The 15,758-nt window shown below is 44.2% G+C and carries 18 protein-coding genes and 2 pseudogenes; 7 read left to right on the forward strand and 13 right to left on the reverse strand.

What is annotated here, in order from left to right:
* Positions 1–130: 130 nt before the first annotated feature.
* Positions 131–1,069, reverse strand: a complete 939-nt coding sequence (locus KNO76_RS13370) for a DUF5692 family protein (RefSeq protein WP_026825881.1) — start codon at positions 1,067–1,069, stop codon at positions 131–133.
* 76 nt (positions 1,070–1,145) lie between these two features.
* Complete coding sequence (locus KNO76_RS13375; RefSeq protein WP_026825882.1) at positions 1,146–1,964, reverse strand: hypothetical protein; 819 nt, start codon at positions 1,962–1,964, stop codon at positions 1,146–1,148.
* A 164-nt stretch (positions 1,965–2,128) separates the two neighbouring features.
* Here KNO76_RS13375 and KNO76_RS13380 point away from each other — a divergent pair, with 164 nt between their 5' ends.
* The gene (locus KNO76_RS13380; protein ID WP_214885917.1) at positions 2,129–2,725 is read left to right on the forward strand and encodes a TetR/AcrR family transcriptional regulator; all 597 of its coding nucleotides are present in this window, start codon (positions 2,129–2,131) and stop codon (positions 2,723–2,725) included.
* A 37-nt stretch (positions 2,726–2,762) separates the two neighbouring features.
* Here the strand turns inward: KNO76_RS13380 and argH are convergent, their stop codons facing one another.
* From argH to KNO76_RS13410, 6 genes and pseudogenes are all read right to left on the reverse strand, one after another.
* Positions 2,763–4,151 (reverse strand): argininosuccinate lyase, encoded by a 1,389-nt coding sequence (argH, locus tag KNO76_RS13385; RefSeq protein ID WP_214885919.1) that lies wholly within the window; start codon positions 4,149–4,151, stop codon positions 2,763–2,765.
* Positions 4,144–5,358 (reverse strand): argininosuccinate synthase, encoded by a 1,215-nt coding sequence (locus KNO76_RS13390; RefSeq protein ID WP_214885936.1) that lies wholly within the window; start codon positions 5,356–5,358, stop codon positions 4,144–4,146. The genes argH and KNO76_RS13390 overlap by 8 nt, the downstream gene beginning before the upstream one ends.
* A gap of 126 nt (positions 5,359–5,484) precedes the next feature.
* Positions 5,485–6,627, reverse strand: a complete 1,143-nt coding sequence (locus KNO76_RS13395; protein ID WP_214885921.1) for a CapA family protein — start codon at positions 6,625–6,627, stop codon at positions 5,485–5,487.
* Between the two features lie 113 nt (positions 6,628–6,740).
* Positions 6,741–6,929, reverse strand: coding sequence for a hypothetical protein (locus tag KNO76_RS13400; protein ID WP_214885941.1), 189 nt, complete (start codon positions 6,927–6,929; stop codon positions 6,741–6,743).
* Positions 6,919–7,143, reverse strand: a pseudogene (locus KNO76_RS13405) (sodium:solute symporter family transporter); the annotation flags it as partial. The gene KNO76_RS13400 and the pseudogene KNO76_RS13405, both read right to left, overlap by 11 nt.
* A 120-nt stretch (positions 7,144–7,263) precedes the next feature.
* Positions 7,264–7,821 (reverse strand): DNA-3-methyladenine glycosylase I, encoded by a 558-nt coding sequence (locus tag KNO76_RS13410; RefSeq protein ID WP_251128020.1) that lies wholly within the window; start codon positions 7,819–7,821, stop codon positions 7,264–7,266.
* A 94-nt stretch (positions 7,822–7,915) separates the two neighbouring features.
* Between KNO76_RS13410 and KNO76_RS13415 the strand changes: the two genes are divergently transcribed.
* On the forward strand, positions 7,916–8,536 hold the full coding sequence (locus tag KNO76_RS13415; protein ID WP_214885938.1) for a DedA family protein: 621 nt from the start codon (positions 7,916–7,918) through the stop codon (positions 8,534–8,536).
* A gap of 48 nt (positions 8,537–8,584) precedes the next feature.
* On the opposite strand, the gene KNO76_RS13420 is transcribed toward KNO76_RS13415, so the two are convergent.
* Entirely contained in the window at positions 8,585–9,751 is a 1,167-nt protein-coding gene (locus KNO76_RS13420; RefSeq protein WP_214885925.1) for a cation:proton antiporter, read from the reverse strand.
* Between the two features lie 25 nt (positions 9,752–9,776).
* Positions 9,777–10,202 (reverse strand): GNAT family N-acetyltransferase, encoded by a 426-nt coding sequence (locus tag KNO76_RS13425; protein WP_214885926.1) that lies wholly within the window; start codon positions 10,200–10,202, stop codon positions 9,777–9,779.
* A gap of 117 nt (positions 10,203–10,319) precedes the next feature.
* On the opposite strand from KNO76_RS13425, the gene KNO76_RS13430 reads away from it, so the two are divergent.
* The 5 genes from KNO76_RS13430 to KNO76_RS13450 all read left to right on the forward strand — a co-directional run bounded on the left by KNO76_RS13430 (position 10,320) and on the right by KNO76_RS13450 (position 14,888).
* Positions 10,320–10,865 (forward strand): glycerol-3-phosphate responsive antiterminator, encoded by a 546-nt coding sequence (locus tag KNO76_RS13430; RefSeq protein ID WP_214885928.1) that lies wholly within the window; start codon positions 10,320–10,322, stop codon positions 10,863–10,865.
* Positions 10,866–10,904: 39 nt separating this feature from the next.
* Positions 10,905–11,609 carry an SDR family NAD(P)-dependent oxidoreductase gene (locus KNO76_RS13435; RefSeq protein WP_353047892.1) on the forward strand — a complete coding sequence of 235 codons (705 nt, stop codon included), beginning with the start codon at positions 10,905–10,907 and terminating at the stop codon, positions 11,607–11,609.
* 101 nt (positions 11,610–11,710) lie between these two features.
* A complete protein-coding gene (locus KNO76_RS13440) occupies positions 11,711–12,559 on the forward strand; it encodes an HD domain-containing protein (RefSeq protein WP_214885930.1) in 849 nt (282 codons plus the stop codon).
* A 187-nt stretch (positions 12,560–12,746) separates the two neighbouring features.
* Entirely contained in the window at positions 12,747–13,736 is a 990-nt protein-coding gene (locus tag KNO76_RS13445; RefSeq protein ID WP_214885931.1) for a sodium:calcium antiporter, read from the forward strand.
* 90 nt (positions 13,737–13,826) lie between these two features.
* Complete coding sequence (locus KNO76_RS13450) at positions 13,827–14,888, forward strand: bifunctional glycosyltransferase family 2/GtrA family protein (protein ID WP_214885932.1); 1,062 nt, start codon at positions 13,827–13,829, stop codon at positions 14,886–14,888.
* A gap of 137 nt (positions 14,889–15,025) precedes the next feature.
* Here KNO76_RS13450 and KNO76_RS14310 read toward each other — a convergent pair.
* From KNO76_RS14310 to KNO76_RS13465, 3 genes and pseudogenes are all read right to left on the reverse strand, one after another.
* Positions 15,026–15,310 (reverse strand): annotated as a pseudogene (locus KNO76_RS14310) (transposase); the annotation flags it as partial.
* Positions 15,226–15,465: a transposase gene (locus KNO76_RS14270; RefSeq protein ID WP_214885934.1), complete on the reverse strand. Its 240-nt coding sequence runs from the start codon at positions 15,463–15,465 to the stop codon at positions 15,226–15,228. The pseudogene KNO76_RS14310 and the gene KNO76_RS14270, both read right to left, overlap by 85 nt.
* A 140-nt stretch (positions 15,466–15,605) precedes the next feature.
* The coding region (locus tag KNO76_RS13465) for an IS3 family transposase (RefSeq protein WP_214885940.1) at positions 15,606–15,758 on the reverse strand (153 nt) is incomplete at its 5' end.

Here is a 15,758-nt window from a genome sequence, read left to right on the forward strand (position 1 = left end):
CCCAAGTCGCGATGCGGCTCCGGGATTGCCTGCGGAAAGCGTGGGCGCCGGAAAGGCGAGCGATATGATTCATGTTAGTCAACAGCCTGTAAAAATACACCAGAGATATTTGTCTCTGGTGTATTTTTTGTTAAAGTCCATTTTGACTTAGAACTGTCTGATATGCTTTTGTATCAGCATAGATTTCATCCTTGAGTGGATGAAGATTACGTTGGCGGATTCGATAAAATTGGTAAGACACAAGTGCTATATTCGAAATAAGAGAGATAAGACTAACGATGAAAAATGCTCTCGGATTATGAGTGGATGGAACAGGTGCCAACCGGTCGACAAAAGATGGGACAGTCATGACAAACATGATCCATAAAGCGAGTGTATGTGCACGGTGCTGTAACCATGCTCCTTTTTTGATAAAAAATGAAGGAATCGTACAAGCGAGTAAAAGTGCAAATCCCGCATAAAATGAATGGTCAGATATACAGTTGTAGACGTATGCAAAGTTCCAAAGATCATAGGCGATAATCCATGGCCAAATCATGTCAGGCCATATCATATCTTTCGATTGGTCTTTTGAAATCTTGATTCCAACCCATCCACAAATCGCAATGATATTTAGTAGTCCAGCGACCCCGTTCATTAAGTTCCACGGACCAGACATGACCCACAAGTTATCAATATATGCTCCGTTCGGGACGTTATAAAAATAAACTTGAAAGTCACGAATGCATGCTTCTAATATGTTTAGCGCCAATATACCAGGAGGGAATAAAAGGATCCATTTATTGTTTAATAAAGTAGGGCGATAACGAATTAGCATAAAGCCAAGGCACCCCGCGAGTGCAGAATAAGTCTTCACCCAGTTGAACCACGTACCTGTTCCATATTCATTTCCCGGTGACGCTGTCGTTGGCCAAACAAATATAGTTAAAACGACTGGAACAATCAAAAATAGAGTCAATCCACCCCATTTTGTCGTCCGACTGAATTCATTGAAAGCCATGAGCGCAAATAGAACAAATAACCATATTCCCCAGCCTACAAGATCTGTTTGCTCGTATAGTATTCCCATGATAAATGACTCCTTTATAAAAAATATTGTTCAAAATTGAGCAATTGAAGGCGAAAATTGATACGCAATACGAACGTTAACTCGCTTTAACTCTCTTAAAACTCAAGGTCGCTTTATTATTATGAAGTTGCCACATATGCCAAAATACATAAGGAACAATGATGACAAAATTAATCATTCCCCACGTTCTCAATACTTCTGGATTGAACCAAGTCGAGGAATTCATAACAGTCGGGAAGACATCATAGCATGCTCGAATTAGCAGATGAGCTGCTAACGTATAGATTCGGGCAGTGATATATAATTCTGGTCTACCTTTTAGCACTGGATAAAGTTCGGCAGCAATTAAAATACAGAGAGAACTTGCAAAATAAGTTGGTGATTCGGCATATACAAAACAAGCATTCCATGTCGTATAGATAAAATTCCAAGATCCGGTCGTATATGCGACGAGATCAGCATAACCTTCTTTTGCAAACCTCCAAAAAGTCGGAGCAAACGGAATCGTGACACAAAGTAAAAACCCACAAGCGGCATTAAAATAGTTTCCAAGTGTTGCATCCTTGATGGTTGCTTCGGCAATATTCAAAAATAGAATTCCATAAAAGAACCATAAAAATTCATCTCGCTTCAAGAAATCCCAGATGCGACCTTGTTTATTTTCATATATTGCGATTCGAGAAAAACCAACGATAATCGTCGGGATAATAACGCTTACAATTTTTGCCCATCTAAACCATCCATCTACATTTCCCATCATCCATAACGGGATCGTCAACAGCGAAGCGAGCCAAAAATAGGCGGACAATTTGTAGTGTTTACGAAAGAAAACAACGATTCCTAACAATAGACCTAAATAGAGTGGCATTGAAATTACATGAGGCCATACGTTCATCAATTTCACCTTCTCATTTGAATTTAACAAACATAACGTTTGTTATGTTTTTAGTATAGGCTAATATTTATCAATAGTCAATGTGAATTTATTCACAATATTGAAGCGAAACCTAGTTCGGGCTATGTTATTCTAAAGTGGAATCGAAAGGGGATAAATTGAAAGTGGATGGAAAAACAAAAATTCTTGCTGCTGCAAAAAAAGTGATCATACGACATGGTGCCAATGGGGCGACGGTTAGAGCGATTGCCGAAGAAGCGAACATGACGACTGGAGCCATCTATCATCACTATAAAAATAAAGAGGATTTATTATATGATCTTTTAGATGAAAGTTTGTCAGTTTCCTCTCAAATCGCTAAAGAAGTAACTAACGAATCATTTTCGAAAGAACTAGTGAAGGAAGAGATTGTACAAAACACGGCCAATCGATTTTATAAAGATGCAGAGAATCGGCTTCAATATCATTTCGCTCACGACGTATTATTAGGAAATATGGATGCGCAAGCAAAATTGAAAGTCAAATACTCTGAATGGACGAAACAAATCGAGCAATTATTGATTCATTTGTATGGGTTAGAAAATACCCGTTTGAATCAGGCCTTTAGTTCATGGTTGATTGGCGCAATTGATGGAGTAGTTCTCCAATATTTACTAGACGTCAATGAGAACTCGATTGATGAGATGATGGAAGTGTTCGAAATTTTACTAGATGAGGGTCTCGAATCATTTGTTGAGCGATTGAACGAAAAAGGAAAGTAAAAGATCCGCCACTCCATAGAGTGACGGATCAAATCTGTTAGGAAGAAATCATCATTTTCATACATTCTGAAGCTTCCTTCAACTGTTCGCGGACGGCATCAAATCCTGTGCCACCATAACTGTTCCGACGTTTAACGGCCTGTTCAGGGGTGAGGGCGACATACACATCTTTTTCAATCAAGGTGGAATGGCTTTGAAACACTTCAATCGGAAGCTCACATAAATATAATCGTTCATTCACGCAATGCTTGACTAGTTTTCCTGTCACCTCGTGCGCCTCGCGGAACGGCAACCCTTTTGCTGTCAAATAATCGGCGAGCTCGGTCGCATTAGAAAAATCACGTTCGGTCGCTTGTTTCATGACGTCCGGGTGGAACGTCAATTCATTCATCATCCCAGCCATGATACTAAGAGAGCCTTGGACGGTCTTGACCGTATCGAACATTCCTTCTTTATCTTCCTGTAAATCTTTATTATAAGCGAGCGGAAGTCCTTTCATGAGCGTCAACAATCCCATCAAATTTCCAATCACTCGACCCGATTTTCCACGGACGAGTTCGGCCATGTCCGGATTTTTCTTTTGTGGCATCATACTTGAACCGGTAGAGAAGGTGTCCGACACCGTGATGAAGCGATATTCTTCACTCGCCCAAAGAATCAATTCCTCGCAGAATCGGGAGAGGTGCATCATGAGCATCGACGCATTTGAAAGGAACTCGAGAATGAAGTCACGATCGCTCACGGCATCGAGACTGTTCGGGTAGACCCGATTGAATCCGAGAAGTTCAGCTGATCGGGTCCGGTCAATTGGGAAAGTTGTTCCGGCAAGCGCGCCTGCTCCAAGCGGTGACCAATCGATTCGTTTCAAACTGTCGGTGAAGCGTTCTTTATCCCGCTCGAGCATCCAAAAATAGGTGAGTAAGTGATGAGCCAGTGAGATTGGTTGCGCGCGCTGAAGGTGCGTATAGCCAGGCATGATCGTCTCGACATGGTCTGAAGCGTGTGCATGGAGTTCCTGCTGAAGTAATTCAATCAATTGAATCACTTCTTTCACACGTACTTTCAAGTAAAGATGCATATCGGTCGCGACTTGATCGTTTCGACTACGTGCCGTATGCATTTTCCCGGCAACCGGTCCGATCGCTTCATGAAGCAGAGCTTCTAAGTTCATATGAATATCTTCGTGATATACTTCGAATTCCAATTCACCTGCATGTGCTTTTTGCTTAAGTTGTTGTAATCCATCAAGTATTTGAGTGACCTCCTCCTTTAAGAGGATGCCCTGGTCACCTAGCATCGTCACGTGAGCCATGCTACCTTCTAAATCTTCAAGAACGAGTTGAGCGTCAAATTTAATCGATGCACCGAACGCATCGACCCAATCACTCGCCGTCTTCTCGAAACGGCCTCCCCATAGTTTACTCATTGACGAACGCTCCTTTTTCCATCAACACCTCTGATTGAACTTTTGTTGGCAAGCCCCATAACTTGATGAATCCGACAGCTGCTTGCTGATCGAACGTGTCCGCCGATGTATATGTCGCAAGTTCCTCATCGTAGAGTGAGATTGGGGACTTGCGGCCGTCGACGATGGCGTGCCCTTTAAACAGCTTCATCCGAACTGTGCCTGTGACGGTTGCCTGTGTCTCATCGATAAAGGCAAGAAGTGCCTTCGTGAGCGGAGAATACCAAAGTCCATTATAGATGGTCTCCGTTAACTTTTGCTCGACAATCGGTTTGAAATGCGCGACTTCACGCACGAGTGTCAAGGCTTCAAGAGCTTTATGGGCCGTGATCAATGTCATGGCACCAGGTGCCTCATACACCTCACGTGATTTGATACCGACGACACGGTTCTCGATGTGGTCAATCTTACCGACGCCATGCGCACCAGCGACGATATTGAGCTCTTTTAAGAGGTCGGTGAACGGTTGGCTCTTCCCATCAATGGCGACCGGCACCCCGTTCTTGAATTCAATTTCAAGGAAAGTCGGTTCGTGTGGTGTATCCTCGATTGCTGCAGTTAACTCATAAGCACTCTCAGGTGGTGCCGCCCAAGGATCTTCTAAAATGCCGCATTCGATGGCGCGTCCCCAGATGTTCTGATCGATCGAGAAAGGCTCTTCTTGAACGATTGGAATAGGGATATGATGTTTCGCCGCGTACGCGATCTCTTCCTCACGTGACCACTTCCATTCACGAACGGGTGCGACGATTTCCAGTGAAGGGTCGAGTGCGTGAATGGACACTTCGAAACGCACTTGGTCATTTCCTTTCCCTGTACATCCATGAGCCACAGCGACAGCTCCTTCTGCTTGTGCGACCTCGACCAATTTTTTCGAGATGAGGGGACGAGATAGTGCCGAAACGAGTGGATATACGCCTTCATATAATGTATGGGCCTGCATCGAATAACGAGCGAACTCGTTGACGAATTCATCGACCGCATCGATGACGATGGATTTTTTCGCTCCAACTTTCATTGCTTTCTGCTGAATCTTTTCTAAATCTTTTCCTTCCCCAACGTTTAAACATACCGCAATGACATCATACCCTTGTTCATCCAACCATTTAATTGCAACCGATGTATCAAGTCCACCTGAATAAGCCAATACGAGTTTCTGTTTCAAAATGTGAACACCTCTTATGAATAATTATTAGTTTTTTTTTATAAATATACGATTTAGTGTAAGGGATAATAATTTAAGTAGCAACCTTTTTTTGAAAAAAGAAAAAACCACGAACTTTTTTCGTGGTTGTCATTGTTCAATCTTGAGTTGTGGTAACCACTGAGACATGTGATTACTGATAGGGGAGATGAGTTTAGGGCGAGCAACTTCTAATGGGGCGACTTCATACGATCCACCGATAGATTTTCGAGCAAACGTCGGATAGAACATGGGATTCTTCAATTCAAAAGTCACACTGTTATCTTCGATTGTTTTGACGACATCAATCCCAATGATCCCACCTGTATTTCGATCATCCCCTTGTTGGCCTGAAAGGAAATTACCGAGTGAGTAGACAACAAATGTCTGATTGCCGTTGACTCCTTCTAGCATCGCTGGGGGTTGCAGCACATGAGGGTGGTGACCGATGATGATGTCGACCCCAAGGTCTGCTAACGCTTGTGCGAGTTCGGTTTGACCCTCATTCGGTAACGGTTCGTACTCCGTTCCAAAATGGAGGGAGACGACGGTCATGTCAGTCGACTGTTCCGCCTTCTCAATCTCTGGTTGCATTTGCGCGAGGTCGATATAGTTCACGTGATATGGCTGCTTCGGGACGACTCCATTCGTCCCGTACGTGTATGCGAGGAAGGAAAAAGAAATGTCATTGGCTGTCAACGTCCGAATGTTTGCTTTGTCTTCAGCGGATAAAAAGGAGCCGGTATAAGGCATCCCGATTTCATTCCAATACCCGATTGAGTTCTCGATGGCACGAACCCCGCGGTCGAGCGTATGATTATTCGCCGTTGTGACCAAATCGATTCCCGCCCGTTTCAAAGCATCTCCAATCTCATACGGGCTGTTAAATGCCGGGTAGCTCGACAGTCCGATTTCACTTCCACCAATCATACTCTCTTGGTTGGCAATTGAAATATCGGCGCGACTCAATATCGGAGAAATCTGTTCGAACGCAGAATCAAAGTCATACCCGTCATCGACACGAGCCGCGTTGTATACCGAGTCATGAAGAAGTACATCGCCGATCGCATAGAGAGAGGCCGTCGTAACAAGCGGCTCAGGTTCGATGGGTGGTGCTTCTTCAGGAACCTCGACAATGGGTTCTTCTACTTCTACTGATACTTCTTGATTTGTTGCTGGAGTCGTACTACAAGCAAATAATACAACTAAGCTAGGCAGGAAGGTAAGGCGAGAGACGATTTTGATTGGTTTCATCCCGATTCTCCTTTTCACGACAGATTCGTTCGATAACCATAAAATTCGTCGATAATTAAAAAAAATCCTGCTTATATAAATAAAGACAGGTCGTTTTTGACCTGTCATGAGAATTATTTGATATGTTCCTTGACCATGTCTTGCATGTGGTCAAAATCACGTTGAACGACCTCATTTGATGGCGGCGTCATCAAGCTCACGATATAGATGGCGAGCGCCGACAAGAAGAATGCTGGAATCATTTCATACAATGTCCCAAACGTACCGAAGAGAGAAGCGGCATAGTTCTTCCATCCAGCCACTTGAAATCCCTGACGCATACATTGCACCAGGCAATCCCATTAAGAGCCATCCACTCATGTCTGATGCACCGGCAGATAAGGCGGCGACCCCGGGACCTAACGCCCGTCCACCCAACATGTAATCTCTGATGCTGCTTGTTCTCCGATACGCGATGATCCCAAGTAGGACCATCAGTGCCATGTACACGACGATGGACACTAAAATTCCGTTCATCAACATCCCCCCGAAAGATAATAAATATGAAAATGATTTCAGTGATTGAGTATCACTTTGTCAAAATATTGTCACAACAAGTGGGGAAAAGTAAAGATGTTTTTGATAGCTGGTCTTAAATTAACGGAACGTGCAAGAGGTGAGATGATCATTGACGAGACCGGTCGCTTGTAGGTGGGCATAAACCGTTGTCGGTCCTAAAAACTTAAACCCGCGTCGTTTGAGGTCTTTACTCAATTGTTCAGATAGTTCCGTCGTTGCGGGAACATCTTCAAGTCGATCCCATGCATTGATGATAGGTTCATGATCGACGAATGACCAGATGTATGAATCAAACGAGCCAAACTCTTCCTGTATTTTGATGAACTGTTTTGCATTATTGATCGACGCCTCGATTTTTCGACGATTCCTCACGATTCCGCTATCGGATAGAAGTCTTTTCACAACCTCATCGGTAAAGCTGGCAACTCGTTGTACCTCAAAGTTAGCATAGGCCAATCGATAATTTTCTCGTTTTCGTAAAATCGTGATCCAACTCAGTCCAGCCTGCGCACTCTCAAGGGTCAAACATTCAAAATGTTTCGTATCATCGTGTATGGGCTTTCCCCATTCCTTGTCGTGGTAGCTGACGTATAACGGGTCGGTACCGCACCATGGACAGCGAAAGATTCTTTCCAAATTCATCAGTTCCTTTTATGTAAAGTGTAGCATGTCTTGGCGGTTATACTTGCGAATCGACGGGTATACAGAGTGGGAATGGGGGACATTTAAAATGAGCGACTGGATGATTTCAGTAATCGAACAATATGGATACGTAGGAATCGCGTTCATGATTTTTATTGAGAACGTATTTCCGCCAATCCCTTCTGAAGTTGTTTTATTGTTTGGCGGTTTTTTTGCTGTGAAGACAAACCTTTCAATTATACTAGTCGTCGTAGCCTCAACGACCGGAGCTATACTTGGAGCAATTCTGTTATATGGAATGGGTCTATTATTCGATGTTGAACAGATTGAGAAATGGACGAAGCGATACGGAAAGTGGTTGCGTCTTGATATAGAGGATGTCAAAAAAGCAGATGCCTGGTTTGACCGATACGGGGGATGGATGGTGTTCTTTGGGCGATTGATGCCTGTCGTCCGAAGTCTCATTTCAATACCTGCGGGGATGTCGAATATGCCGTTTTTGAAATTTTTACTCCTCAGTACTGTGGGGACAGCCATTTGGAACACGATTCTCATATTGATAGGAATGAAGGTAGGGGAGAACTGGAAAGAAATTCTCACGTATCTTGATGCTTATTCCTACACGATTTACGGTCTGTTGCTGATCGGTATGGTAGGATACCTGACCTGGCGAAAAAAACGTCAACATAAAAAGACGGTAAAAGATTAACGGAGACGATAAAACAGGCGGACCGAGTCACGGTTCGCCTGTTCACTCTTATTCTTTTTTCTTGTCCGGCAATACTTTCGTGAGTGTCCGTTCCGTCTTTTCTGCCAAATATTCTGAGAAACGGAATAAGATGATCCCGACAATAGCGGATACAAAAATATAGAGACCGACAAACAAGTTGATGGCTCCGTTCGAAAGCGCGGTAAATAATATAGAGAATTCGCCACGTGGAGCGAGCGAAAATCCGGCCTCATTGGCCTGGATTCGTGTCAGACCGTATATTCTTCCTCCGACACGACCAACAATCCACTTCGATAAGACGCCCCACACAATCAGGACGAAGAATAGGGCGTTTACGATGACACCTTCCTCTAGATTGATTGAGATGCCAAATGAGATAAAGAAGATGGGTAAAAATAAGTCGCGAACCGGTACAGTCAATCGCTTGAGCGGTCTGACGTCGTGGATGTCCGCTAACATGATTCCAGCAATGAACGCACCTAAAATTTCGGACAAGCCAAACATTATCCCGATTCCGGCGAAAAAGAGAATAAGTCCGATTAAACCGATACTAGCATCATCCTGCCTAAGTAAATGTTTAGAAAACTTTTGCTGTCTAGATACGAAGTTTGATCCAATGAACAGCAGTATCCCGAATATGAGAAATCCTGTGAATACTCTTCCGATGTCACTCATGGCCACCGGTTCCTCTTGAATAATGAAAGGTGCAATCGTTAGTAATAGCGGTGCAAAAATATCCTCGAATATGAGTAAAGCGAGAACAAAGTCTTTAATATCTTCATGTTTTTCGGAATGGCGCTCAAGTAGCTTCGCCGAGATTGAAGAACTTGTCGCATACAATACGGCGCCGATTAAAAAAGCACGAGGGAAATCCAGACCAAACAGTAAGGCAATCCCAAATGAGACACCGAACGAAAGGATGATGTCAAGGACTCCTGCTTTCCATACTTTACGCATCCGTTTCCATAGCTGACGTAGGGGAAACTTAAGACCAAGCAAGAAAAACAAGAGGACGATTCCGATTTCACCCGCGACTTTGAATACCTCGTTTCCATCCCAGAAAAATCCAACGCCTACCCCGATGGCGATAAACGCCAAAATGCTAGGGAAGTATAGGCGTTCAATCAGAAGGCTGAATACGGAAATCAGAGTGAGCGACAATCCGAGCAACACGATGATGTTTAATCCATCCATAAGTCATCTCCTTTAACGATGGGGTTCAACTGTTTGATTGATTCCACTGATACTCCATCCCTACGGATTCAGGTCTTGAGTAATCAAAGCCGAACTGTCGATATAATCCATCTGCAGGGATATCCGCAATCAGACTGATGATGGCTGTTTCGTCTGCTTCAGTTAAAATCCAATCCATCATATGCTCCATAATCAACTTTCCAAGACCGAGTCCTTGGCATTCAGGGTCTACGACAATATCAACTAAATGAAAGACCATTCCGCCGTCACCTACGACACGCCCCATCCCCACAATCTCGTCATCTAAGTATAAACAGATCCCAAAAAGCGTATTCTTAAGTCCTTTGACCGTACTTTCATCAGACCGACGAGGCATTCCTGCCTTGACGCGCAACGCTTGATGCTGTTCCGGTGTTGGCGTTTCGACCTTTACTGTGACTTCATTGACCATACTAAAATCCCCCTCAACACAAGTTAATTTTACTTTCCCGATATATTGAATGAGTAAACCTTGATTTCTAAAAACGGCTGTCTGCATAATGAGAGAGGAGATAGGGGGGAATAGCAGATGTTAAACGGTCAATCACTCTTGCCGGCGATACGGGACATGCGTGATTTAGAACGCTTTTTATCAAGTGATCTCGAATTAGGCGTGTTATTGGAAATTCATATGAGTCGATTGGAATCCATCTTTAAATTACTGGGGAGCCATCACAAAAAGGTATTCATTCATATGGATCTGATACAAGGAATGAAAGCGGATGAATTCGCGACTGAATATATATGTCAAACATATAAACCGTTTGGCATTATCTCGACGAAAGGAAACGTAATCGTGAAGGCGAAGCAAAAAGGTGTCGTGACCGTACAACGCTTGTTTTTAATTGATTCACTCTCACTTGAAAAGAGTATTCGTCATATTGAACGTTCGAAACCGGACTATATCGAAGTATTACCTGGAATTGTGCCGAAATATATACAGCGTGTTCATGAAAGGACAGGCATTCCGGTATTCGCAGGCGGCCTAATCGAGACAGCGGAAGAAGTTCAAACAGCTCTTGATGCGGGAGCGAGTGTTGTTACGACCTCAAATCGAAAACTATGGTCCGACTAATCAGGATTTGGGTATACAGTCTTTTAGGAGGGATGAATGATGAAAGACGTGATGATTGTAACAGGTGTTAGTCAAGGAATTGGTTATGCGATTGCTCAAACTTTCGTAAATCAGTATGAAGTGATTGGGCTAGACATTGGAGAAGACCCAAACGTTGAAGGTATACATTTTTATCAGGTTGACCTTGGTGACAAGTCTGAACTCAAGCGTGTCTTCGAAGAGATTTATAACCAATTTGGTCGAGCCCATGTCTTGATTAATAATGGAGGCATCGCTTCACTGATCAAGCCGATTGATGAACTCGAGATTGACACGTTTAAACGAGTCATCGATGTCAATTTAGTCGGGACATTTAGTTGTTCAAAATACTTTTTAGAACTGAATAAAGATGAGTCGTACGGAAGAATCGTCAATATGGCTTCAACAAGAGCATCGCAAAACGAACCTCACTGGGATGCATATGGGGCTTCAAAAGGTGGAATCGTCAGTCTAACGTACTCGCTAGCCATCTCATTGAGCGAACGACCGATTACAGTAAATGCGATCAGCCCGGGGTGGATTCACACGTCTGATGAGTCGTTACGTGAGATCGATCATGAACAACATCCATCGGGTCGGGTCGGTGAACCGGAAGATATCGTCCGTGCGGTGCGCTATTTGATTGACCGAAAAAATGATTTTGTGAATGGACAAAACCTCATTGTTGATGGTGGTATGACGAAGAAGATGATATATGAAGAGTGATGAGACTTTTCACCTAATACCACTTTGTTTTTTAGGTTAATTATGCCTAATTTCGGGTAATAGATATTGGAGCTTTTATCCGAAAGAAGGGGGTACATGATATGAACCCGCTCATAGAAGAGGCCATTCGCTTTTCGTCTATACGTCACGGAGGACAGGATTGTAATGGTTCATCCATTCCATATTTGTCTCATCCCTTTTCGGTTGCTTTGCTACTCGAAACAGATCAACAACCACCGGCTGTCGTTGTAGCAGGTCTACTCCATGATGTGATAGAGAAGACCAACACGGAACCGCGCGAAATTTTATCAAAGTTTGGTCCTGATGTACTTCGCCTCGTTCTTGCGGTCTCAGAGGAAATTCGAGACTTGACCTGGGAACAACGAAAGCAAATGACCCTTCAACGCCTGTCAACGCTTCAATTCGATGAAGTTGCTCTGTTCGTGGCGGACAAGCTACATAATCTACGTTCCATTCGCTATGATTTAGAAATGGAAGGGATGAAGGTGTGGCAACGCTTCGAACGTTCGATGAGAGACCAATCTTGGTATTATCATGAGTTGTTGTTAGCGCTTGAACCATTTCGGAGCTCGACGGATTTGATTGGTTTATATGAACAAGAACTTCATTTGTTATTTTATGGTGAGAAGAATGCGAAGGATCGAAAAGTAAGACAATTACTCGAATCGATTGTCATTAATTTCGATGAGGACATCTGGATCCAGGAAGTGGCACCGCTTTGCCAGACCGCGTATGAGTTAAGAGAAATCGTTGTACGTGAAACATGTGATGAAGAAGAAGTTGCACGTTTCAGACAGCAACTGTACCAATCCGGTTGGACGGAACTTTCGTCACCATCAACGCTTACTGGCTTGAAGGAACTCGGTTATCGCACTGCACTTGATGTGAAGGATTTAGTCATTCTCATGCGTCACTCGATTGTCAACTAGATTTGTTCATGCTATAGTCAAATGGAAGATAAAAAGGGGAGTAGCGACCACATATGTGGTCGATGGGTCGTCATTACAGTGCGTCTGCACTCGGTCCATCGAGCTTTTACAAGTACGCAAGACCTTTTTATGGGCGTTTTTGTCGTCCATAAAAAGGTCTTTTTTGTTTATCCAAGGAGGAGAAAAAATGGTATTTGTTTATTTTTTATTAGCTGCGGCTATTACGGTCTTTGCCGCGATTAAATTATCCACTTACGCTGATGTCATGACAGAGAAGTCGAAAATGGGTGGGATGCTCATCGGAACCGTCCTATTGGCAGGGGCGACGTCGTTACCTGAAGTGACGACGAGTATTTCGGCCGTCATGATTAATAACCCCGATATCGCGATTGGGAATATGCTCGGGTCCAACTTATTCAATATTTTCATCTTAGCGATGTTCGACTTATATTTCCGTCAAAAACAACTGTTTAACTATGCGAGCCAGGACCATTTATACACGGCGGGGCTCGGCTTATTATTGACTTTCACGACATTGGTTGCTTTGATCGTCCGTGTTGATATGACGTTCATCGGAATCGGAATCGACGCGCTCTTGATTGCCATTCTCTATGCGATTGGAATTTACTATATCGGTAAGCAGCCGAAAGATCCGGTCGCTGAACAAGAAGTGGAGGAAGAAGTTGTCGTCAGTAAATATGAAGACATCACGTTAAAACGGGCAGTCGTTGGTTTTCTGATTGCTGCTATCATGATTATGGCAGCAGGTACAGCCCTATCGATCACAGGGGATCAGATTGCCGTCGTCACGGGACTCGGTTCAAGTTTTGTCGGAAGCTTTTTAATCGCCGCATCAACATCGTTACCAGAAGCAGTCGCTGTCTTCATGGCACTTAAACTTCGAAACGTAAACTTAGCGTTCGGTTCGATTCTCGGTAGCAATATTTTTAACATGCTCATCATCGCTATGTCAGATGTATTCTATCGCAACGGTTCGATTCTGGCAGATGTCTCGACGTCTCATCTCGTCTCTGCGGTCGGAATCACGATTCTGTCCATCCTTGTTATGTATAGTGTGCTCCGTCAAAATGTCACGTCGAAAGTTCGGTATGCGATACCTTCACTACTCGTCTTAGTCGTTTATTTTGTTTCTTCCTATTTGATTTTCATCGGATGATTTTGTAGCATCAGCCTCGTGCTGATGCTTTTTTTGTTGGCATGCGAATCCGTTCCATCGGGTATAAGGGAAGGGAGAGGAGGGGTGGCGATGCAAATGCATAAAGTAGAAGCACGTCAAGCGTATACGATTTTAATTCCTGCCTATAACCCTGATGATGCACTCGTCACACTCGTTGAGAAGTTGAGAGCAAATGGATTTTTATCGATTATCGTTGTCAATGACGGTAGCGGTGCTTCAGCACAATCGACCTTTGATGCAGTGACACCTTTAGTTGATCAAGTATTGACCCATGATCAGAATCAAGGGAAAGGGGCTGCTTTGAAGACAGGATTAAAATATATTGTAAATACGTATCCTAATCGTTTAGGGGTCATCACGGTCGACGCCGATGGACAGCACCTGCCTGAAGATGTTGTCAACGTATATGAGGAAGGTGTGAATAAGCCGCACCATCTCATCATGGGATGTCGTGATTTTAGTGGGGAGGAGATTCCATTTCGAAGTCGATTTGGGAATCAGGCGACAAGGCTCGTTATGTTGATTGGGAGCGGATTAAAACTGAAAGATACTCAGACCGGGTTACGTGCGATCCCGATGCGATACGCGAGACAATTATTGGACATTCCGGGAAGTCGATACGAGTTTGAGATGAATATGCTCACGTTCACGAAACGGCTACAGGTCCCAATTCAACAAACGACCATTCAGACGGTTTACGAGAACGAAAATGATTCATCTCATTTCAGACCGATACTCGACTCGATTTTGATTTACCGAATGTTCTTGATGTATTCGATATCGTCAGTCGCTTCGTTCCTTGTCGATGTTGGAGTATATGCAGTCTTCATCTATTTATTATCCCCGTACTTCGATACAGCCCATGTCATCGTTGCAACGGTACTCGCACGAGTCATTTCCTCTCTATTCAATTATTTTGTCAATCGAAAAGTAGTCTTCCATTCGAAGGCACGTCGATCACTTTCCAAGTATTTTGGACTCGTCGTTCTCCAAATGGCGATCTCGGCACTATTGGTTTATCTTCTGTTTCTCCTATTTAGACAAGGAGAAGTCGTCTTGAAAATTATCGTGGATAGCTTTCTCTTTTTCATCAGTTATTATGTTCAAAAACGATGGATTTTTAAAAAATAACCGGTCATGATTTCATGACCGGCAGCTTGTTGACGAACCAGGTCGCATCTTGCGACCTGGTTCGTCCTTTTTTGTGGTTCCCGGTTTCTTGAGGCGTTCTGCCCCCATAAAATTGAAGAAATGCTATGTAGACAGTCTTTTCTGGCCAACAGATTGGCCAGCTTCTTCATGTTTTGTGCGGTGGCTGCCACCAGATTGGCGCGTTGGACCTTCTTGATCCCCCTGTAGAAGGTGAAACGGAGCCCGTGGAGCTCTTTCCCGTCGGCGAACGAGCGCTCGACCGTCTGTGGACGAAGCCGATAGAGATATTGTCCGGAAGCCGAGAGGCGGTTCGCGTTCACCGCTTCGCGTTCACCGCTTCGCGGTAGGGTTCGTCGATGTGTCGGGTGATGTCGCGACGGTGTGATTTGCTGGATGTACATTTCTCAAGGAGCGGGCAGTTCCGGCAGATGGCGGGGTCGGAGACATAGTGATGGTAGCCGTGCCGATCCGTCGTCTGGTAGGTGAGGCGCTGACGCGCCGGACAGATGTACACGTCCTCTTCCGGGACGTAGGTGTACCGTGTCTTGCGGAACATCCCCTTTTTCCCGCCGAAGCGCCGACGGGCGATGACGGCGAATATGCCGCGTTCGGTCAGCGCCTTCGCGATCTCGGTCGTGTAATACCCGGCATCGAGCGCGACCGCCTCGAGCGGGAAGCTGGATTGTCAACACTAAACTAGACAGTTTTTAAGAGGTGTCTCTGTTTGTACTCTTTCGGCGTCAGGTATCCCAGTGTTCCTTGAATTCGAATATGATTGAACCAATGGATGTAGTCCCGTAATTCACGGTCGAGGACCGTCAAACTCGAAAAACTCCGTTTTCTGACGAA

Source organism: Exiguobacterium sp. s101, assembly GCF_018617835.1.
GTDB lineage: Bacteria > Bacillota > Bacilli > Exiguobacteriales > Exiguobacteriaceae > Exiguobacterium > Exiguobacterium marinum.